This window comes from Bacillus infantis, assembly GCF_020171945.1.
Classification (GTDB): Bacteria; Bacillota; Bacilli; order Bacillales; family Cytobacillaceae; genus Bacillus_AB; species Bacillus_AB infantis_A.
On sequence record NZ_JAIVAP010000012.1, the window covers coordinates 60,181 to 81,724 of the forward strand.

Sequence of the window (21,544 nt, forward strand, 5' to 3'; positions counted from 1 at the left end):
TTTCAGCCGAACAGAAAAGCTGCTTATCTATATTGCTTATTTATATTATAGTACAGTTTGGCAAGAGTTTCGAATTAGATTGCACCGGGGGCAGAGCATCTGGGAACGGGTTCTTGAAAGTTGGGGAAAGTCATACTATTATAGGACTAAGAGGAGGGGAAAGTAATGGCAAATCAAGTTGAGCCAAGGCTGATCAAGCCCTTATTCGATGAGCTTCAGCAGGAGCGGTTTGTTACTCTCGCAACAGTAGACCATGAAACAGGCGGCCCGAATGTGAATGCTATATCATGGGTCCTGGCAAAGGATGAAGAAACGATCTGCTTTGCTATTGACAGCAGATCAAGGATTATTGAAAATATCAAGAGCAACAGGCATGCCGTCATCAATATCATTGCCAATGAATCTACATACTCCATCCAGGGAGAAGCGGCAGTGAAGCTGGAAAGAATGGAATCTGTCCCCCTCAAGCTGGCACTTGCAGAACTAAAAATCAGTGAAGTAAGGGATGTCATGTTTTATGGATCAAAAATGACAGCTGATCCCCAATATGATAAAACGTATGACAAAACAGCAGCAGAGAGGCTCGATCAGCAGGTGATGGAGGCCATGAAAAAAGCTTAGTCGCGGGACTAAGCTCTTTTTTTTTTACAGAAAAACATCTCTTTAATCTTTATGGTAATTAGATTGCTTCTGCTGCTTATCTTCGAGCTGGGAACGTTCAGCCTCGTTAAGCTTATTCTTTGGCTCCTCGGTCGCATCCTTTGGCTGGGGATCTGTGATATCCCCGGGAACTTCCGGCATGATTCTCCCCGTGATATCTGCGAGTTCATTCAGTATCCCCTTGATCGGACGGCCGTTTTGAATATCCTGTCCGACTTCCCTGATCCTGGCATTCATATCCGGGTCTGCTACTACAAGCGCCCTTGCCCCATGAGGGTCGTTGCGCAGGCTTTCTGTAACAGAATATTTGATGGAACCCACTTCAGATCTGTCTATGTCTTTATCCACATCAATTCCTACAATGGCATATCCTGCGAAAACCACAGCCGCTGCATCTATGACATTTGGCACCCTTTCTGCCAGATCAACAAGATGCCTTGAGATTTCCTGTTCAGATTCCCTGCTGTCATTCGTTATGGTGCTGTTTTTAACATTCACCAGATCCCGGCTGCCGTCATCTGCTGATTGGCTGTTCGATGCACAGCCTGCCAGCATTGAAACAGCAGCTAAACATCCAAGCAATTTCTTCAATCTAAGCACCTCCATTTAATTCTTAGTCCAGGTTTTCCGGGTGCTGGAATCCACATGCCCGGAAAGTTCTTCGTAAGGATTATTCTGCAAAAATTCGTCTATCTTTATGCAGGAAAACATATAGTTTACCAAGGCTTGTTTCTTAAAGCTTATGATTGCTTCTTCAAGCCAGTCGATAGGCAGGCCCAAGACAGCGAAATATAAGCCCTTAAAGAAACATTCAGTTTGACCTACAAGGAGCAGGAGGCATCATATTGACAAAAATATATGTATTGGATACCAATGTCCTGCTGCAGGACCCGCATTCTATCTTTTCTTTTGAAGACAATGAAGTAGTCATCCCGGCAGTTGTCCTGGAAGAGGTTGACTCTAAGAAACGATATATGGACGAGGTCGGAAGAAATGCAAGACAGGTTTCGAGGCTGATTGACAATCTGAGGGAAACCGGCAAGCTGCATGAAAGGATACAGCTTGAAAATGGCGGGGGGCTTAGAATTGAACTGAATCACCGATCCTTTCATGAACTGCAGGAAATATTCATTGAAAAAACAAATGACAACCGGATCCTTGCAGTCGCAAAGAATCTTTCGCTGGAAGAAGAGACTAAGGAAAACGGCCGCCCGGTCATACTTGTCAGCAAAGATGCTTTAGTGAGGGTAAAGGCGGACGCAATCGGGCTTCAGACAGAGGACTTCCTGAGTGACAGGGTGGTTGAGAATGACCATATTTATACGGGTTTTCTTGAGGTGTATGTAAGCATCGATCTTTTGGGAAGATTTTATGAGAAAGGGGAGGTGCCGCTCGCTGATATAGCCAATCACCCTTTTTATCCCAACCAGTTCATTATCATGAAAGATGCACTGGGCACGTCATCGTCTGCCATAGGCATTGTAGACCAGGCGGGGAAAAAAGCCAGGAAGCTTGTGTTTGACGGAGACCATATCTGGGGAATCCGACCGCGCAATGTCCAGCAGACAATGGCCGCTGAACTCCTTCTCCGCAAGGATGTGCCGCTGGTGACGCTGGTTGGAAAAGCAGGAACAGGGAAGACACTGCTCGCTCTTGCAGCAGGCCTGATGCAGACTGAGGATTTTGGAGAATACAAAAAGCTGCTGGTGGCAAGGCCAATCGTTCCAGTAGGCAAGGATATCGGCTATCTGCCGGGGGAAAAAGAAGAAAAATTAAGGCCGTGGATGCAGCCGATTTACGATAATTTGGAATATCTATTCAATGCCAAGAAACCGGGCGAGCTTGATGCCATCCTTGCAGGGATGGGGTCGATCGAGGTCGAGGCGCTCACATATATAAGGGGGAGAAGCGTCCCTGATCAGTACATCATCATAGATGAAGCCCAAAACCTTACCAAGCATGAAGTAAAAACAATCCTTACCCGGGTGGGGGAAGGAAGCAAGATTGTCCTGATGGGAGATCCGGAACAGATCGATCATCCGTATCTTGACGCCTTCAATAATGGACTTACTTATGTGGTGGAAAAATTCAAGGACCAAAAGATCTCAGGACATACTAAGCTCATTAAAGGGGAAAGGTCTGGCCTGGCACAACTGGCGGCTGATCTTTTGTAAGAGGCATATCAGGCAAGCTAAAGCCAGCATAGCAGTATGATTATCCCGGTTATCCTTCTGCGGCACCAGAAAAGGGAAACTTGAGCCGCTATATCAGGAAGAAGAGCCCAGACGTCCCTTTTGAAACATACTTCTATAGCACAAGAGCTGTTAACGCACAGCAGAATGTGAAGCTTAAGCGCATAATTGAAGAGGGAGGAGCATCCCGGCTCCCCCCTCCTGGCTGATAATTCAGCGAATGATGAATTGCTTTATGTGCTTTAACGGATTTTCCTTATTGCTTCCGTCACCGTAATAGACGTGAACAGGGCCGTCCTCTTTCAGCGGCTTGCCGTTCAGGGAATAGCCGAGGATCAGATTTTCAGCAGTTTCCAGCGGCATTTCCACCTCGCCGTCACCGGCAGAGATGACAAAGGAAGAGGCATCCTCCGCAGGTTCGGCATTTTTAAGGAAAGGCTTCAAAGGAATGCCGAAAGTACCGTTCAGCACCTTTTCCTTCTCGAATTTTTTTTCGGTTTTCAGTGTCGGGGGATGGACAGCACCCTCCATGATTTCCCTGTCCCAATGCTTTGAGACTGATTTCGTATACTCTTCAAGCTCATCCTTTTTGATGGCATCAGCGTGGAAGAATTCTGTCAGGTCTACCCTTCGATCATCAAATATCCATACACCGGGATCAAGTGTGATCTCAAATTTCACTTTTCCTTTTATCAAAATGATATTGTCCATAGCTAGCTACCTCCTGTATGTACCTTCTTAAATTATACCTATTTTTGTCTGTGAAAGATACTATGGGACCCTCACACAGGAAGCCCTTATTAGCGAGGGGCTGGTATTTATCCCCGCATGTGCAGCTTTCCCCTTATATGTCTTGCATTTTTGCCTTCTTAAGTATAAAATTTATAGATAGATAATCGCTCGGAAACGGGGGGATCCATGTTGGCGTCAGAACTGATAGTCGATCATCAAGAAAAAGCCAATGCCTTGCTTAAGGCGGACGCTGATAAAATATTAAAGCTTATTAAAGTGCAGATGGATAATCTGACAATGCCCCAGTGCCCTTTGTATGAGGAAGTGCTTGATACGCAGATGTTCGGTTTATCCCGTGAAATAGATTTTGCCGTCCGGCTCGGGCTCATCGAGGAAAAGACAGGCAAAGCCATCCTGGGAGAGCTTGAAAAAGAACTCTCCATCCTGCATGAAGCTTCATTAAGAAAATAAATGTAAAAAACTCAAACTTTCTTTTAACACAAGGGTTTGAGTTTTTTTGTACATGCTGCGGTAAAGAAAAGAGTGGAGCATATTTTTTAAATAGTATGACATAATTCTTATGTTTGATGAATTAATATGTTACATTAAAATTAACATTTCTTTACTTCAATGCAGGAATCTCCTTTCTATAGTAGAATAGGTAATACAACGCAGAAGATGAGGAAGAGGTTGGATGTTCAAAAAAATATTAAAATCATACGATTACACATTGATTGCTGTCGTCGTTATGCTGGCATTATTCGGGCTGATTATGATTTACAGTGCAAGTATGGTAACGGCCGTCCAAAGGTACGGCTTTGAAAGCGACCACTTCTATCAAAGACAGAAGATCTATCTTTTTGGGGCAGCCTTAGTATTTATTTTTACAGCGCTTTTCCCTTATAAGGCGCTTATCAGCAATAAAATCCTTGTTCCGATGGTTTTCGGTTCATTGATCGGCCTAGGGGCTTTGTTTGTATTCGGCCATGTAGCAGGGAATGCGCAAAGCTGGTTTAAACTCGGGCCGTTGAGTCTCCAGCCTTCAGAGTTTGTTAAGATTTTTGTTATTATTTACTTATCGGCCGTTTATGCAAAGAAACAGAGCTATATCGACCAGTTCAATAAAGGGGTCGTCCCCCCTCTGGTATATTTGATCCTGGTCTGCATGCTTGTGGCTGTGCAGCCGGATTTTGGGACAGCGGCAATCATTTTCCTGATATCGGCAACGATTATCCTGAGTTCCGGCATGAGCTACAAAAACATATTTAAGCTGTGCCTGATTGCCTTTATCATTGCACTCCCATTTATCCTGATTATGAATGACAAGCTCTTCTCTGATGTACAAATGGCCAGGATCCAGGTTCTTCAGGATCCTTTTGCTGATGCCCAGGATGAGGGGTATCATCTTGTCAACTCCTTTCTGGCTCTCGGCGCAGGCGGTGTAAAAGGGCTCGGTCTCGGGCAGAGCGTACAGAAGCTTGGCTATCTGCCAGAACCGCACACAGACTTCATCATGGCTGTCATAGCAGAGGAACTGGGGGCATTCGGAGTTTGTTTCGTTTTGCTCTCACTTGGGTATATCGTTCTGAGGGGACTGTACATTGGGATGAAATGCAAGGATCCTTTCGGAAGCCTGCTTGCCATCGGCATTGCGGGGATGATAGGCATCCAGTCATTCATTAACCTTGGAGGGATCTCAGGCGTGATACCTTTGACAGGAGTCCCGCTTCCGTTCGTAAGCTACGGAGGATCTTCGCTTCTCCAGCTTTCAATTGCGATGGGGATTCTTGTAAACGTATCAATGTTTGTAAACTATGAATCTAAATATAAAAATAGAGCCAGCGAAAAACAGGCCGAACAAAACCAGAAAGTTTCCGGGGGAGCCTATTTTTATAAAAAATAAGCGCAGGGAACGTATTTTCCTTGCGTTTTTTTACACATTCCAGCTCAATGCAGGAACGCTTTAAAGCTGCAGGCACTTAAATCAGGGCTGCAGGCTTTGGCCGCTTTGCTGCAGCATATCTGCTGCGAAGCGGCCGAAGTCTTTACATATAGCAATTCAAATTAGCCAAGCCTTTCTGCAATTACCGGAAAGGCATCTAAAAAAGACAATGGATGGGGTGGAATTTGTGAGCAGACAAATTAATAAAGTACTGGTTGCCAATAGAGGGGAAATCGCAATCCGGGTTTTTCGGGCATGCACCGAGCTGAACATCCGGACCGTGGCAGTTTATTCCAAGGAAGATTCAGGCTCTTATCACCGGTATAAAGCAGATGAGGCGTATCTTGTCGGCGAAGGCAAAAAGCCGATTGATGCCTATCTGGATATTGAGGGAATCATCGGGATTGCGAAGGCAAGAAATGTAGATGCCATACATCCCGGCTACGGTTTTTTGTCAGAAAATATCGAATTTGCTAAAAGATGTGAAGAGGAAGGCATTATTTTTATCGGTCCTACATCCAGGCACCTGGATATGTTCGGGGATAAGGTAAAGGCCAAAGATCAGGCGATGCTTGCAGAAATCCCTGTCATTCCGGGCAGTGATGGGCCGGTCAAAAGCCTGGAAGAAGTCATTTTGTTCGGCAAGGACCATGGGTTCCCGATCATCATCAAAGCCTCGCTCGGCGGCGGGGGCAGAGGGATGAGAATTGTCAGAAGCCTTGACGATGTAAAAGAGGCATATGACAGAGCAAAATCAGAAGCGAAGGCGGCCTTTGGAAACGATGAAGTATATGTAGAAAAATTCATCGAGAACCCGAAGCATATCGAGGTTCAGATCATCGGCGACAGAAGCGGGAACATCATCCACCTGTTCGAAAGGGACTGCTCAGTGCAGCGGCGGCATCAGAAAGTGGTTGAGGTTGCACCGTGCGTCTCGCTCTCTGAGGAGATGCGTGAAAGGATTTGCGGTGCAGCTGTAAGGCTGATGAAGAACGTTGATTACCTGAACGCCGGGACAGTGGAATTCCTTACCTCAGGGGATGACTTTTTCTTCATTGAAGTAAATCCGCGCGTGCAGGTAGAGCATACGATCACCGAAATGGTGACAGGAGTGGATATTGTACAGACCCAGATCCTTGTCGCAGAAGGATTTGATCTCCATAGCCGGGAAGTTGGGATCCCTGCACAGGAGGATATTAAGATAAATGGCTATGCGATCCAGTCACGTGTTACTACTGAGGATCCTTTGAATAATTTTATGCCTGATACAGGAAAACTCATGACCTACCGATCCGGAGGCGGTTTCGGGGTAAGGCTTGATGCAGGCAATGGCTTCCAGGGGGCTGTTATAACCCCTTACTATGATTCCCTGCTTGTCAAGCTGTCAACATGGGCACTAACCTTTGAACAGGCTGCTTCAAAAATGGTGAGGAACCTGCAGGAATTCAGGATCCGCGGAATCAAGACAAATATCCCTTTCCTTGAAAATGTCGTCAAGCACGAGAAGTTCATTACAGGGGAATATGATACATCTTTCATCGACAAATCGCCTGAGCTGTTTTTATTCCCTAAACGGAAAGACCGGGGCACTAAGATGCTAACATATATCGGCAATGTAACAGTGAACGGCTTCCCCGGGGTAGAGAAAAAGAAGCGGCCGGTTTTCGAGAAGCCAAGGGTTCCGAAGCTGCGCTATAATCAGGAGTACCAGGACGGGACGAAGCAGATCCTGGACAGCCAGGGTCCAGAAGGGCTAGTGAAATGGATCAAAGAACAGGAAAAGGTCCTATTAACTGACACCACCTTCCGTGATGCGCACCAGTCCCTGCTGGCCACGCGGGTACGTACGACTGACATTCTGCATATCGCAGAACCGACGGCAAAGCTTCTGCCTGAAATGTTCTCATATGAAATGTGGGGAGGGGCAACCTTTGATGTTGCATACCGTTTCCTAAAAGAGGATCCTTGGGACAGGCTTCTCAAGCTCAGGGAAAAAATGCCGAATGTCCTTTTCCAGATGCTTTTGAGGGCTTCCAACGCTGTAGGCTATAAAAACTATCCTGATAATGTGATCAGGGAGTTTGTTCAAAAGTCTGCTTACGCAGGAATCGATGTTTTCCGTATTTTTGACAGCCTGAACTGGGTCAAAGGGATGGAAGTGGCGATAGAGGCGGTGCGTGATACCGGTAAAATAGCTGAAGCAGCCATCTGCTATACCGGAGACATTTCAGACAGCACCAGGACCAAGTATGATCTGGAATATTATAAAACCATGGCAAGGGAGCTGGAGAACCAGGGAGCGCATATTCTGGCAATCAAAGATATGGCCGGGCTCCTCAAGCCTAAATCAGCATATGCGCTGATCTCCGAGCTTAAAGAAACCGTTGATATTCCTATCCATCTGCACATGCATGATACGAGCGGGAACGGCGTCATGACCTACAGCAAGGCTATCGAGGCCGGAGTGGATATTGTGGATGTTGCTTTAAGCACGATGGCCGGCCTGACTTCACAGCCAAGCGCAAGCTCCCTGTATTATGCTCTTTCAGGAGAGGAACGCCAGCCTGAAGTGAATGTTGAAGCTCTGGAGCAGCTGTCCCACTATTGGGAGGATGTCCGGAAATATTACCAGGATTTTGAGTCCGGAATGAAGTCTCCGCATACAGAGATATATAAGCATGAAATGCCTGGGGGTCAATACAGCAACCTGCAGCAGCAGGCAAAAGCGGTGGGCCTTGGCGAAAAGTGGGACCTGGTCAAGGAAATGTATTCCCGGGTTAACCATATGTTCGGCGATATCATAAAGGTCACTCCTTCATCGAAGGTTGTCGGCGATATGGCTTTGTATATGGTCCAAAATGAATTGACAGAAGAGGATGTCATTACACGCGGACACTCGCTCGACTTCCCTGATTCTGTAGTTGAACTGTTTGAAGGGTCTCTTGGCCAGCCATATGGCGGCTTCCCGAAAGAGCTTCAAGAAGTCATATTAAAGGGGAAAGAACCAATTACTGTAAGGCCGGGAGAGCTTTTGGAGGACGTGGATTTCGATAAGCTTAAAGAAAAGCTTTTCCACGAGCTTGGAAGGCCGGTTACAAGCTTTGAAGCGATTGCCTATGCGCTCTATCCGAAAGTGTTCATGGAATACTGCAGCACTGTTGAACAGTTCGGCGATGTTTCTGTGCTGGATACGCCAACCTATTTATACGGATTGAGGCTTGGAGAAGAAATAGAAGTGGAAATTGAAACCGGAAAAACGCTGATTGTTAAGCTTGTCTCCATCGGCCAGCCGCAAGCAGACGGCACCAGGATCGTTTACTTTGAATTGAACGGGCAGCCGCGTGAGGTATCCATCAAGGATGAAAGCATTAAAATTGCTGCTTCTGCAAAGATGAAGGCTGATCCTAAAAATGAGAATCATATCGCAGCATCAATGCCGGGTACAGTTATTAAGGTAATTGTTGAAAAAGGGGAAAAAGTGGAGAAGGGCGACCATCTGATGATCACAGAAGCGATGAAGATGGAAACCACTGTACAGGCTCCATACTCCGGTACTGTTGGTGATATCCATGTTTCTAACGGGGAAGCCATCCAGACTGGAGACCTTTTGATCGAGCTTTCGAAATAGAGGAAATTTAGAGCCGCAAGAAAAAACATAGTAAAAGAGGATGGGCAGCCAGTGAGGTGCCCATCCTCTTTTTTATGAATGAAGTAGTTTTTATAGCCGGTTTCTTGTTTCTTATTGAACAGGAACAGACCGGTGTGCGGCATTGGTTTCGTTTTCTGCTGCAGGCGGCACGCTTGCAAGTGCTGCGGCATTTTTCTTGCTCCTTGCAGTAAGGAGGATAAAATAGCTGAATACACCGAACAGGCATGAGATGAAGAAGGCATGTCCAAGCGCAATGAACAAGTTGAGGCGGGATATAACAACCATCGCTCCAAAAGCAACCTGAAGGGAGACAAGGATAAATGATATGATCCATCCCCAGAACACGACCTTCTGGTGGCGGTAATGCCTTATGGCCAATATAGTGATATAGCCTACCCAAAGAAAAATAATTCCGGCAGCAGCCCTATGTCCCATTTGAATCCATTCATACATATTGCCCGGCAGCATAATGCTGTCATTCAGGCAGAAAGGCCAATCGCGGCAAACAAGGCTGGCATTGGTATGCCTGACGAGGGCACCGCTGTATACGACCGCATAGGAATAAACCGTAATGCCTATGATATGCTTTTGCATCCGTTTATCCAGGACCAGCTTTTCCGCCTGGAACTTTTTATCCACCTCAAAAATCAGAAGCGTAAGGAGCAGGACTGAAGCAAAAGATATCAGAGAAATCCCGAAATGAAGAGCCAGGACAAAATCCGATTGCCCCCATTTAACTGCAGCAGCGCCGATCAGTCCTTGGAGGACGAGGAAGAAAAAAGAGACAAGTGATAAAAATTTTGTTTCCCTCACATGGCCCAGCGCTTTCCAGGACCAGATTGAGAGTATAAGGACGAGTATGCCGACACCGCCGGATACGACACGGTGTGCAAGCTCGATGACCAGTTCCGGGGTTATATTGCTCGGGATGAATTCTCCATGGCAGAGCGGCCAGGATCTCCCGCATCCCATCCCTGATTCTGTTTTTGTCACAAGAGCCCCTCCAAGGAGCACCATCAGCATTCCAATCGTTGTCAGCACTGCAAACCACTTAAGCAAACGCCGCAATCATGTCACCTTCTTTTAAATTAATTTCATAAATAGCCATAATAGACTTAATCTGTATAATAATAGGGTATAATAGTTCAGGTGGGCCAGCCAGCGTGGCATATCAGGAAAACGCTGACTGTTCGATACTACACAATTATGGAGGATTTTACAACACCCCGGCAGCATATTCCGGCTATAATCTATTATTCATTCAAGTCAGTGTCACTACAGGGAATATCCTCTTATTGCTTCAATTATATATTATGCTAAAAAAGTAACCTGTTACAATGTTAGTCATCTCCTCGACACAAATTAGTCATAATTAATTCGAAAAAAATTCACAAAAAAACGCCAAAGTATGATTTAATATACAGAGGCATAGTTATTTTTCTACACAAACTTTTGACATTTTTTATGACATTTGAATAGTAATAACTGCTATTTCAATTAGCATTCCCTCGTTTTCTGTTGCAAATATAGCATCGTATTACTTATAGTAGTTGTAGTGTAGAAAAGCTTTATTTGTGATAAGGGTTAAAGGAGGAGAAGTTATGGCAAACACAAGGGCTTTCAGTGAAGCTGCTTTAGAAAACAGTGAACGAAGCCTTCAAGCCAATATACCGGAGACAACTGCATGGAAGGATTTCCTGGCGCTTATCAAGGTAGGTATAATCAATTCAAACATGATCACTACCTTCACTGGTTTGTGGCTGGCCCTTCATTTTACAGATCAGCATTTTTTCAACAATCTTGATATTGTTTTTTATACACTGGTCGGATCTTCACTGATCATTGCGGGTTCCTGTGCATTCAATAATTACTATGACCGCGATATCGACCATTTGATGGAAAGGACAAAAGACAGGCCTACAGTTACTGGAAAGGTCAGCCCGGGCAGGGTGGCACTGCTTAGCATATCCACCATCGCATTGGGAACCTTGCTGCTGCTTCTTGCATCACCTGCAGCGGCTGTAATTGGATTGATAGGCGTCTTTAGCTATGTAGTCCTCTATACAATGTGGACTAAGCGGAAATATGTTTCCAACACAATCGTAGGAAGCATTTCCGGAGCTGTGCCCCCGCTGATCGGCTGGGCTGCTGTCGACGGAAACCTGGACATGATAGCATGGGCGCTGTTCCTTGTTATGTTTGCCTGGCAGCCTCCGCATTTCTATGCACTTGCCATGAGGCGTGCAGAGGAATACAGGGCAGCAGGCATACCGATGCTTCCGGTTGTAAAAGGGTTCCGCACAACGAAAAAACATATTTTTGCATGGCTGGCGGTGCTTCTGCCTCTGCCGCTGATGCTTACATCTCTCGGCCTTCCATTCCTGATCCTTGCTTCGGCATTGAATATCGGCTGGATAGTCCTTGGGATCTATGCCAACAAATTCAAGGATGATATTAAGTGGGCAAAGGCAATGTTTCTTTACTCGCTTCAATATCTGACGATTATGTTTGTGGCAATGGTGATCGTTACACTCATTTAACCTTTGTTAGGAGATTCCCTTCCGCGCACCAGCGGGGGAGGGGATTTATCCATATTTTTTTTGATCAAACAACAAAAGAAATTTTTTACGAAAGAGGGGTTTGATTAAGCATGAAAAGGCTTGCAAAATGGCGTCTTGCATCATTGTTTGCAATTTTGACGCTCATTCTTTCCGGGTGCGGCGAACCGTTTTTGTCCACGCTTCAGCCTTCCGGGGAAGTTGCGAAAACGCAATATGACTTAATGCTGCTGAGTACGGCGATTATGGTGGGAGTAATTGTCGTTGTCACGGTGCTTTTCCTGGTTGTTATTTTTAAGTTTCGCCGCAAAGACGAAAGGATTCCAAAACAGGTTGAAGGAAGTCACAAATTAGAAATCATCTGGACAGTTATTCCTATTCTTCTGCTTCTTGTTCTGACCGTTCCTACAGTAGCGCAGACCTTTAAGCTTGCGGATGTTTCTCCAATGGAGAAAAAGAACGAAGAAGGAAAAACGGATGCATTGGTTGTCAATGTCCGTGCAAATCTTTACTGGTGGGAATTTGAGTATCCGAACCAGGAGATCATCACCGGGCAGGAACTTGTCGTTCCTACTGGTGAAAAGGTTTACTTTAATCTGAAGGCATCTGATGTAAAGCATTCATTCTGGGTTCCCGCAGTTGGGGGCAAGATGGATACAAACACTGACAATGTCAATAAGTTCTATCTGAAGTTCGATAAAGAGAGCTCTGATGTCGCAGGCGATCTTTTTTACGGAAAATGTGCGGAGCTTTGCGGACCTTCACATGCCCTGATGGACTTCAAAGTGAAAGCCATCTCCGGCGAAGAGTTTGATCAGTGGGTTGCGGATATGCAGAATGCAGAAGAGCCTCAGCCGCAGTCTGAAGTTGCCCAGCAGGGTCAGGAGATCTTTAACAACAGCTGTATCGGCTGTCACGCTGTGACTCCTGTGGATGGAAGGCCTGAGCAGGCAAGACAGGCTCCGAACCTTGCAAACTTTGGTGAGCGCGACCGCGTTGCCGGTATCCTTGATCACAATGAAAAAGAATTGAAAAACTGGCTGAAGGATCCTGAAGCTTATAAGCCAGGGAATAAAATGACTGGTACATACGGCCAGCTTTCAGAAGAGGAGCTTAACGCTCTGACCGAATATCTGATGGGCCTTAAAGTTCAGGAGTAACGAGTTCGAAAGGGAGGTAAAACTTGTGAGTACCTACGCTCAGAAGAAAGGATTCGGCGCCACTTTATGGGACTATCTAACAACAGTGGACCATAAGAAGATCGCGATCCTTTATCTAATTGCCGGCGGTTTCTTCTTTATAGTGGGTGGACTTGAAGCCATGTTCATCCGTATTCAGCTGGCAGTTCCAAACAATGATTTCTTAAGTGCCGGCTTGTACAATGAGATATTGACAATGCACGGTACAACCATGATATTCCTGGCAGCTATGCCATTGATCTTTGCTTTTATGAACGCAGTCGTTCCTCTTCAGATCGGTGCGCGCGATGTAGCGTTCCCGTTCCTTAACTCACTTGGTTTCTGGCTGTTTTTCTTTGGAGGTATCTTCTTAAACCTATCATGGTTTTTAGACGGTGCTCCTGATGCGGGATGGACTTCTTACGCATCGTTATCTATGGCATCTGAAGGACACGGGATAGACTTCTATGCACTCGGGCTGCAGATTTCCGGGGCAGGTACCCTTATCGGGGGTATTAACTTCCTTGTAACGATTGTCAATATGCGTGCCCCTGGCATGACATATATGCGTATGCCATTATTCACATGGTCTACATTTGTAGTATCTGCACTCATTCTGTTTGCTTTCCCGGCACTTACTGTTGGTCTTTTCCTAATGATCTTTGACCGCATGTTCGGCTCTAATTTCTTTGATGTTGCCAACGGCGGAAACACAGTTATCTGGGAGCATTTATTCTGGATTTTCGGACACCCTGAAGTATATATCCTGATTCTGCCTGCTTTCGGTATTTTCTCTGAGATCTTTGCTACTTTCTCAAGAAAAAGGCTGTTCGGATATTCTTCCATGGTATTCGCAACAGTATTGATTGGTTTCCTTGGCTTCATGGTATGGGCTCACCATATGTTCACAACAGGGCTCGGGCCAATTGCCAATGCTATCTTTGCTGTAGCGACAATGGCTATCGCTGTTCCTACAGGAATCAAGATTTTCAACTGGCTCTTTACAATGTGGGGGGGAAGCATCAGATTTACAACACCGATGCTTTATGCTGTAGCCTTCATTCCTTCCTTTGTTGCCGGCGGGGTAACAGGGGTAATGAACGCAGCTGCTCCAGCCGATTACCAGTTCCATGACAGTTACTTTGTTGTAGCCCACTTCCACTATGTAATCGTTGGCGGTGTTGTTCTTGGACTATTGGCAGGCCTTCATTTCTACTGGCCAAAAATGTTTGGAACCATGTTGAGCGAAAAGCTTGGAAAGATCACTTTCTGGCTGTTCCTGATCGGTTTCCATCTGACATTCTTCATCCAGCACTTCCTGGGCTTGATGGGTATGCCTCGCCGCGTATTCACATTCCTGCCTGGACAGGGGCTTGAAACAGGAAATATGATCAGTACAGTCGGTGCATTCTTCATGGCAGTTGCCGTGCTGATTTTGCTTATCAATATCATTATGACAAGTGTTAAAAATGTTAAAGTCGGGAATGACCCTTGGGGAGACGGGCGCACACTGGAGTGGGCTATCCCTTCACCGCCGCCATTCTATAACTTTAAGCAGACTCCGCTTGTCCGCGGTCTGGATGCATACTGGCTTGAAAAGATGGAAGGCAAGAACGCTTTGACGCCTGCAGAGCCGATCGGCGATATCCATATGCCTAATTCATCTTTCATCCCATTCATGATTTCGTTTGGCCTGTTCGTAGCTGCCTTTGGTGCAATGTACCACGGCGACGACGGCAACAATTGGGGCATTCCTGTCCTGATCCTCGGCATGGCCATTACACTGGGCTCCATGTTCCTGAGATCTGTCAAGGATGACCACGGCTTCCATATCCATAAAGAAGATTTACTTAAAGAAGATGATGACAAGGGGGTAAAGGCATAATGCATACAGAAGAAAAAATGACTGTAGAAACATGGCCTGCATCGCCTGAGAAACAAACCCTTGAAGCAAAGAATAAATTTCTCGGCTTCTGGTTCTTCCTTGGCGGAGAGACGGTGCTTTTCGCATCTCTCTTCGCAACCTATCTTGCTTTAAAAGATAAGGTTCCGGGAACAGAACATGCCCTGGCTAAGGACCTGTTTGAATTGCCGCTCGTCTTTGCAGCTACTATGCTTCTCTTGACGAGTTCATTAACCAGCGTTTATGCAATGTACCATATGAAGAACTTCAACTTTAAGAAGATGCAGCTATGGATGTGGATCACCGTTGCTCTAGGTGCTGGGTTCCTTGGACTTGAAATTTACGAATTCAATCACTATGTGCATGAATACCACCATACATTCACAAGCAGTGCTTTCGGTTCAGCCTTTTATACATTGGTAGGCTTCCATGGAGGACACGTTGCATTCGGTCTCCTGTGGATCACAACACTGCTGATCCGCAACTCAAGGCGGGGATTGAGCCTGTACAACGCTCCAAAATTCTATGTCGCAAGCTTATACTGGCATTTTATTGACGTTGTTTGGGTATTTATCTTTACAGTAGTATACTTAATGGGAATGGTGGGATAAACTGATGGCGAATCAACAACCGAACTCAGGTAACCCAAGAGTAGACATTGAATACCGTCGCAAGAAAAGTGCAGAGGAAATGAGAATGCAGGTCATCACTTTTGCCCTGATGATCTTCCTTACGCTTGTAGCATTTGTTGCTGTTGGCTATGAGGAATTTTCGGCATGGTTCATCGTGCCGTTCATCCTGATCCTTGCAGTTGTGCAGGTAATCTTTCAGCTATACTATTTCATGCATATGAGCCATAAAGGCCATGAAGCTCCTGCACTGTTCCTGTATTCCGGCTTGCTCGTGGGTGCGATTACAGTATTGGCTTTCATGACAATTATCTGGTGGTAAAAAAGAAATCGGCTTTTAGCCGATTTTCTTTTTTTTGCATGAATAAGGAGATTCTATGAACTTTATGCATGGTTTGGCTGCAGAGAGCTGTGTATTATTGAGTTTCATCTCCAGCAGCGGTATAATGGCTTTGTACATGCATTTGACAGTGCTGGCGACAATATTACTTTAAGAGGTGGCAAGCGATGCTTACACTAGACATATTCGGTTTTAGAGCACTTTGGAGTCCTTATTTCTTTATAGTCATGCTGGCAATCCTTGCAGTCTATTTCCTGCTGACAGTGAAATATCGGCAGCGATTCAGCGGGAGCACCCCGCTTTCAGCAAAACAGGCAATCCTTTTTACATCAGCAATTATTCTTGTCTACGCTGTTAAAGGCTCGCCGGTAGATCTGATGAGCCATATCACTTTCTACGCACATATGATTCAGATGTCAATTTTATATCTGATTGTACCGCCGCTTTTGATTACCGGGATCCCGGAATGGCTATGGCGAAAGATACTGGCACCGGCAAGTATCCAAAAAGTCTTCAGGTTCTTAACAAAGCCCCTGATAGCACTGATTTTGTTCAATGGCATTTTCTCCATTTACCATATTCCATTGATTTTTGACGCAGTCAAGACGAACATGTGGCTTCATGGCGGCTATTCTATCCTTCTGTTCATCCTCGCCGGCCTGATGTGGTGGCCGCTTGTGAATAAACTTGAGGAATATGAATCCTTGAATGGACTGAAGAAGGTTGGCTATATTTTTGCTGATGGCATTCTTCTTACACCAGCTTGTGCGCTGATCATTTTTGCAGACACACCTATTTATGCTACTTTCTCAGATCCGCGTGCCTGGGCTGATGCCATGCATCTTTGTGTTCCGTCAGCCACGCTGGCTTCACTTAATTTGAGCGGTCCGGAAATGTTCAACAGTATGTCTGCCCTCAATGACCAGCAGCTTGGCGGCGTTCTTATGAAAGTTTTCCAGGAAGTTGTTTACGGGGTTGTCCTCGCACAAGTCTTCTTCCAATGGTACAAGAAGGAACAGCAGGAAACTGAAGCGGAACTTAAGGCTTCCAGAGCACTTGACCCGCAAGTTGCCGAGTAGGAAAAAATCTCCCATGCCGGGAGATTTTTTCTATTAAACGATATCTGGATTTATGAACAATTAGGGAACATTGCTGAATGAAGCGGATTGTTTATTGAAAAATCACCGCTGTTTTAATAGAATTGATTTGTAAAACATGAGTCCAGAGAGGAAGTTATTATGAACTATTCATTGCCTGTTTTGCCTACAATCAGCACCACGTTCATTGTATTGAGCGCTGTTACAGTAGCGATCGGCTGGTATCAGATCAGACAGCGGAAGATAGAAGCGCATAAAAAGACAATGCTGCTTGCGGCAGTATTTGCTCTTATCTTCTTCATTATTTATGCGAGCAGGACGGTTTTTATCGGAAATACTGCCTTCGGAGGGCCGGATGATATAAAAATTTATTATACTTTATTTTTGATTTTCCATATTACACTGGCTACCACTGGTGCAGTGTTCGGCATTGTAACACTGCTGACCGGCTATACGAACAAATTGGAAAAGCACCGCAAACTTGGCCCGATAACAAGCATCATCTGGTTTTTTACGGCTATTACAGGTGTCGCTGTCTATCTGCTTTTATATGTGTTCTACCATGGCGGGGAAACGACATCAGTCATTAAAGCGATATTGGGATTCTAATAAAGCTTTACAGCTTGTTATAATACAAAAGGGAGGCTCCAGCAACGATGGTGCCTCCCTTTTACTATCTTCTGATTCTATATGAAGGAAATGCAAGCCTTTCTATAGAATGTATAATAGCAGAATGGAGGCAATGACAGTGGAAATAAAGTTGATGCAAGAGGATTCGTTTGATGAAGCCATAAGGCTTTCCAGTTATGCTTTTCAATACCATGTACCAGAAAGTGATTATCCCAAAAGAAGAGAAAAGATGAGGAAACATAAAATATATGGAGCCTATGAGGATGGAAAGCTGGCAGCCAAGCTGCATTTACTCGATTTAAAAGTTAAAATCCAGGACAAAGAATGGAAAATGGGGGGAATAGCAGGGGTGGCCACCTTTCCTGAATACAGAAGGAGGGGCTATGTATCAGGCCTTATGCGCCAGGCTCTGTCGGCTATGAAGGAAAATGGGCAGATAATATCCTTTCTCCATCCCTTCAATATTCATTTTTACAGGAAATACGGATGGGAATTGGTTTCTGACCAAAAAAAAATTGAAATCAATAAAATAGATTTACATATGATCGGCCAGCTCTCCGGAAGGATTACCAGGTTTGACAAAGATAACCATGATGCTGCAGCAGAAGAGATATACGACCGTTTCAGCAGCAAGTTTTCCGGCATGCTTGTCAGGGACAGGGACTGGTGGCTCCAGAGTGTTTATTCCGACTATCAAATTGCGGTATGGCAAACTGATGGAGGGAGGCCGGAAGGCTATATTCTTTACAAGATTGAAAAAAGCATCCTCGACATTCAGGAATTAGCTGCATTAACTGCAGAAGCGCGGAAAGGGTTATGGAACTTTGTATGCCAGCATGATTCTATGATTGATAAAGTAAAGGTGCTTACTTCGGTCCACGATCCTTTCCCCTATTATCTAAGGCAGCCCAAGCAGCATATGGAGATCACTCCTTATTTTATGGCACGGATTGTAGATCTTCCGATGGCATTGGCTGACTATCAATTTAATGTATTTCCGGAACAATCATTGTTCTTGCATATTGCAGACGAATTAGCTCCCTGGAACACAGGGACCTATCAGCTATCTGCCAATGGTGTTCAATACTTTGCGCCAAAAGAGGGGGGCAGCTGCACCCATCCGCCGAAAAGAGGGCTGCAATTGAGCATCAATGCACTGACTGCCGTTATCACCGGATACATGCGTCCGAGTGAGCTGTACGATCTCGGGGAAATCACGGGACCGGCAGAAGATGCTGACAGATTTGAAAGAATGGTGCCGCATCAAAAAGCGTTTTTCTATGATTTTTTCTAACATTGGTTTTGGGCGGCATATGTTTGGAGACTGCTGCCGGTTCAATGCCGCTGCCAGTAAAAAAAACAAGCAGGGATCTTGTAATTAAGATCCCTGCTTGTTTTATTGTTTAAACTTTGAAATCCATCTTAATCAGCCCTGCTTCTTTTGCTGAATTGAAAGCAATCAAGATGAGCGGCCCGATGATGAATCCAAGAATGCCGAGGAGCTTAAGACCGAGATACATGGCTATCAAAGTGGAAAGAGGGGAGAGTCCGATATGGGTTCCCATCACTTTTGGCTCTACGGTTCTTCTGATGATGAGCAGGACAGCTGCAAGGATGGCAAGCTTCGTGCCCAGAACCACATCGCCCGTCAATAAATGAAACAGCGCCCAGGGACCGAGTATGACTATGGAGCCGATGATCGGAATGAAATCAATAATCCAAAGGACAAGCGCCATGACGAGTGCGATATCCGGCGCAATGATAAGAAGCCCGACAAGGCTCACAAAAAAGATAATCAGGCTTACGAGGAACTGTGCCTTGAAAAAGCCCAATACAACATAAGAGAGACGGGATGTCATGAAAGAAACCTTATCTGCTGTCTTTTCTGTCAAGTGGTTGTAGGCACCCTGGCGAAGCCTTGGAAGATCGATCAGGAAAAGGAATAATGCAATTAAATAAACAAGGAAGCTGACTAGATAATTCGGGATATTGGTCAGCAGTGCTTTTACATTATCAATGCTTACATAGGCAACCAGTTCATTTTTCGTTTTATTCAGGAATGTTTGTACCTGGTTGCTGATTTCATCAACCACATCTTTCGGAAGATCCTCAGCAGCACGGGTAAACTTCTCCTCCGCATCCAGCCATGCATTATTGATTTCATTCACATATTCCGGAGCATTTTCAACCAGCTTAATGGCTTCGGTTATAACTTTTGTCGTAATAAAATATCCGGACAGTCCGATAAACAGTACAAAAGCAATGAAAACGATCATAACGGAAATTCTTCGTTTGATGTTAAGTTTTCCCTGGAGAAGCTTTACGAGCGGCTCCAGCATGAGTGCTGTAATAAAAGCAACAATCAGCGGGACGGAAACAGGGAGGATAAAATAGAAAAGCGTGCCTATTAAAATAAGCCCAATAAGCCATATGAAAAAACGTTTTGTAAAAAAACCGGACAAGGTGAAACTCCTTTCCAAATCACTGAGGGTTAGCTTCAGATATTGATTCTTTAAACTGAGATATATTAGTTAATTATATTACGCAGAACTGCTGGGCTACAACTGATTTTGTCCGCTTTTTTATCTGGAAAAAAGACGCATGGAACCATGCGTCTTTTACTGTGCTTTCCATTGTAATGCGGTTCTTGCAGCTTACAATGCAAACCCTTTAACTTTGGTCTGGATGTCTGCAAGGGTTTTTTCGCATTGGCTGACCAGTGTCTTAGGGAAGCTTTCTCCTTCTCCATACTCAATTCCATGGGGATAATAATGCTTTCCTAATAGAGGTGTCATCAGCTGGATAACGGCTTTATGGGAGCCAATATCCCCTTCAGCTGCATATCCGAAGACACGCAGATAGAAAACGCCTTCTTTTAATTCAAACTTTCGGTCATATGTAACTCTTTCATAATCCCATTGGCCTTCACGGACCAACCCATGTTCAAGCATCACTTCATCAAGACGTGTAAGGTCTGCTTTCAGTTCTTCCAAACCAGTGTTTTCGAACTTCATCTTTGTCCCTCCTGAAAAACAATGCCGTCCATCCGGACAGCAATTCTGTAAGTAAAGGCAACCAGCTGCCAAGCCTTTCAAAAAAGGCATCCCGGGACTATAAGCAATGAAATCGGGACCCTTTTATCTCAAATTTAATAATAGTAGAAAAATGTCAAAGTTGCAACGAATAGATGAAGAAAACTTAAAACAGTCACATTTATGCCGGTCTCTATGGCTGTTCTTATTTTGCCTCTGCAGTACATAATTATCCCTTGACTGGAAAACCTATCTTTTAAAGGATATGTCTGCCCCTCTGAAAGAGGCGGCCAGGAGGAATCAAACAAGGAGGGCTTAACATGAAAAAAATTGGCGACATAATGACAAAAGAGGTAGATTGCTGCACTCTGCTGGACAATATGTATGAGGTAGCTTTGAAAATGAAGGAGCAGGATGTCGGCGCCATTCCGATTGTGGATGCTGACAGGCTTGTAGGGATGATCACAGATCGGGACATCGTGATAAGAGGGGTGGCTGAGAAGCATCCGGGATCCACAAAAGTCGAGGATATCATGAGCAGTGATCTTGTTACAGTCTCGCCTGATACCAATATCAGCGAAGCATCAAGGATCATGGCTGAGCATCAGATCAGGAGGCTTCCTGTCGTAGAAAACGGCAAACTGGCCGGCATCATATCCCTTGGCGACCTTGCTGTCAGCAGCCGCACCAACGCCCAGGCCGGAAAAGCCCTCACAGATATCTCCGAACACGAAAATGAAGCAACACAATAAACTAAAATTTTTATTTGGATTAAAACCTATTAGCAGGTCAGAAGTAAAATCTATTGCGATTGATTTTCAAGATTAGTTTTATTTGTTTAATGGGGCTGATGATTTCCGCTCCAGACACTTCGCTTTCCGCGGGGCGGAGTTGAGCATCCTCGCGCTTACGCGCTGCGGGGTCTCAACATTTCCGCTGCTGTCCCGCAGGAGTCTACGTGTCTTCCTCTACAATCATCAGGGGTTTCAAAATTTAATTGCT

The 21,544-nt window shown here is 45.1% G+C and carries 19 protein-coding genes; 14 read left to right on the plus strand and 5 right to left on the minus strand.

The features are described 5' to 3' along the window. Positions 1 to 165 precede the first annotated feature (165 nt). Positions 166 to 621 carry a pyridoxamine 5'-phosphate oxidase family protein gene (locus LCM00_RS16110; RefSeq protein ID WP_224903985.1) on the plus strand — a complete coding sequence of 152 codons (456 nt, stop codon included), beginning with the start codon at positions 166 to 168 and terminating at the stop codon, positions 619 to 621. 42 nt (positions 622 to 663) lie between these two features. On the opposite strand, the gene LCM00_RS16115 is transcribed toward LCM00_RS16110, so the two are convergent. Further along, positions 664 to 1,266, minus strand: a complete 603-nt coding sequence (locus tag LCM00_RS16115) for a YhcN/YlaJ family sporulation lipoprotein (protein WP_224903987.1) — start codon at positions 1,264 to 1,266, stop codon at positions 664 to 666. A 239-nt stretch (positions 1,267 to 1,505) separates the two neighbouring features. On the opposite strand from LCM00_RS16115, the gene LCM00_RS16120 reads away from it, so the two are divergent. After that, positions 1,506 to 2,834, plus strand: coding sequence for a PhoH family protein (locus LCM00_RS16120; RefSeq protein WP_224903990.1), 1,329 nt, complete (start codon positions 1,506 to 1,508; stop codon positions 2,832 to 2,834). A 231-nt stretch (positions 2,835 to 3,065) separates the two neighbouring features. On the opposite strand, the gene LCM00_RS16125 is transcribed toward LCM00_RS16120, so the two are convergent. Next, positions 3,066 to 3,563 carry a molybdopterin-binding protein gene (locus tag LCM00_RS16125; RefSeq protein ID WP_224903992.1) on the minus strand — a complete coding sequence of 166 codons (498 nt, stop codon included), beginning with the start codon at positions 3,561 to 3,563 and terminating at the stop codon, positions 3,066 to 3,068. Between the two features lie 210 nt (positions 3,564 to 3,773). Here LCM00_RS16125 and LCM00_RS16130 point away from each other — a divergent pair, with 210 nt between their 5' ends. The 3 genes from LCM00_RS16130 (at position 3,774) to pyc (ending at position 9,154) form a co-directional block, all read left to right on the plus strand. After that, positions 3,774 to 4,055 carry a YlaN family protein gene (locus LCM00_RS16130; RefSeq protein WP_094768883.1) on the plus strand — a complete coding sequence of 94 codons (282 nt, stop codon included), beginning with the start codon at positions 3,774 to 3,776 and terminating at the stop codon, positions 4,053 to 4,055. A gap of 223 nt (positions 4,056 to 4,278) precedes the next feature. Continuing rightward, complete coding sequence (locus tag LCM00_RS16135; RefSeq protein ID WP_224903994.1) at positions 4,279 to 5,487, plus strand: FtsW/RodA/SpoVE family cell cycle protein; 1,209 nt, start codon at positions 4,279 to 4,281, stop codon at positions 5,485 to 5,487. 226 nt (positions 5,488 to 5,713) lie between these two features. Further along, positions 5,714 to 9,154 carry a pyruvate carboxylase gene (gene pyc / locus LCM00_RS16140; RefSeq protein ID WP_224903996.1) on the plus strand — a complete coding sequence of 1,147 codons (3,441 nt, stop codon included), beginning with the start codon at positions 5,714 to 5,716 and terminating at the stop codon, positions 9,152 to 9,154. Between the two features lie 111 nt (positions 9,155 to 9,265). On the opposite strand, the gene LCM00_RS16145 is transcribed toward pyc, so the two are convergent. Beyond that, positions 9,266 to 10,243, minus strand: a complete 978-nt coding sequence (locus LCM00_RS16145) for a COX15/CtaA family protein (RefSeq protein ID WP_224903998.1) — start codon at positions 10,241 to 10,243, stop codon at positions 9,266 to 9,268. Between the two features lie 533 nt (positions 10,244 to 10,776). Between LCM00_RS16145 and cyoE the strand changes: the two genes are divergently transcribed. From cyoE to LCM00_RS16185, 8 genes are all read left to right on the plus strand, one after another. Continuing rightward, positions 10,777 to 11,715 carry a heme o synthase gene (gene cyoE, locus LCM00_RS16150; RefSeq protein ID WP_224904000.1) on the plus strand — a complete coding sequence of 313 codons (939 nt, stop codon included), beginning with the start codon at positions 10,777 to 10,779 and terminating at the stop codon, positions 11,713 to 11,715. A gap of 110 nt (positions 11,716 to 11,825) precedes the next feature. Continuing rightward, positions 11,826 to 12,893, plus strand: coding sequence for a cytochrome c oxidase subunit II (coxB, locus tag LCM00_RS16155; RefSeq protein WP_224904002.1), 1,068 nt, complete (start codon positions 11,826 to 11,828; stop codon positions 12,891 to 12,893). Positions 12,894 to 12,918: 25 nt separating this feature from the next. Continuing rightward, positions 12,919 to 14,796, plus strand: coding sequence for a cytochrome c oxidase subunit I (gene ctaD / locus LCM00_RS16160; RefSeq protein WP_224904004.1), 1,878 nt, complete (start codon positions 12,919 to 12,921; stop codon positions 14,794 to 14,796). Beyond that, positions 14,796 to 15,425 (plus strand): cytochrome (ubi)quinol oxidase subunit III, encoded by a 630-nt coding sequence (locus tag LCM00_RS16165; protein ID WP_224904006.1) that lies wholly within the window; start codon positions 14,796 to 14,798, stop codon positions 15,423 to 15,425. The genes ctaD and LCM00_RS16165 overlap by 1 nt, the downstream gene beginning before the upstream one ends. Positions 15,426 to 15,429: 4 nt before the next feature. Further along, complete coding sequence (ctaF, locus tag LCM00_RS16170; protein ID WP_035401058.1) at positions 15,430 to 15,765, plus strand: cytochrome c oxidase subunit IVB; 336 nt, start codon at positions 15,430 to 15,432, stop codon at positions 15,763 to 15,765. A gap of 185 nt (positions 15,766 to 15,950) precedes the next feature. Further along, complete coding sequence (gene ctaG, locus LCM00_RS16175; protein ID WP_224904008.1) at positions 15,951 to 16,862, plus strand: cytochrome c oxidase assembly factor CtaG; 912 nt, start codon at positions 15,951 to 15,953, stop codon at positions 16,860 to 16,862. A gap of 159 nt (positions 16,863 to 17,021) precedes the next feature. After that, on the plus strand, positions 17,022 to 17,489 hold the full coding sequence (locus LCM00_RS16180; protein ID WP_224904010.1) for a DUF420 domain-containing protein: 468 nt from the start codon (positions 17,022 to 17,024) through the stop codon (positions 17,487 to 17,489). Positions 17,490 to 17,598: 109 nt separating this feature from the next. Next, positions 17,599 to 18,804 (plus strand): GNAT family N-acetyltransferase, encoded by a 1,206-nt coding sequence (locus tag LCM00_RS16185; protein WP_224904012.1) that lies wholly within the window; start codon positions 17,599 to 17,601, stop codon positions 18,802 to 18,804. Positions 18,805 to 18,913: 109 nt separating this feature from the next. Here the strand turns inward: LCM00_RS16185 and ytvI are convergent, their stop codons facing one another. Continuing rightward, positions 18,914 to 19,972 (minus strand): sporulation integral membrane protein YtvI, encoded by a 1,059-nt coding sequence (gene ytvI, locus LCM00_RS16190; RefSeq protein ID WP_224904015.1) that lies wholly within the window; start codon positions 19,970 to 19,972, stop codon positions 18,914 to 18,916. 192 nt (positions 19,973 to 20,164) lie between these two features. Then, positions 20,165 to 20,524 carry a YugN family protein gene (locus LCM00_RS16195; RefSeq protein ID WP_224904017.1) on the minus strand — a complete coding sequence of 120 codons (360 nt, stop codon included), beginning with the start codon at positions 20,522 to 20,524 and terminating at the stop codon, positions 20,165 to 20,167. Between the two features lie 338 nt (positions 20,525 to 20,862). Here LCM00_RS16195 and LCM00_RS16200 point away from each other — a divergent pair, with 338 nt between their 5' ends. Beyond that, positions 20,863 to 21,294, plus strand: coding sequence for a CBS domain-containing protein (locus LCM00_RS16200; protein WP_224904019.1), 432 nt, complete (start codon positions 20,863 to 20,865; stop codon positions 21,292 to 21,294). Positions 21,295 to 21,544 lie beyond the last annotated feature (250 nt).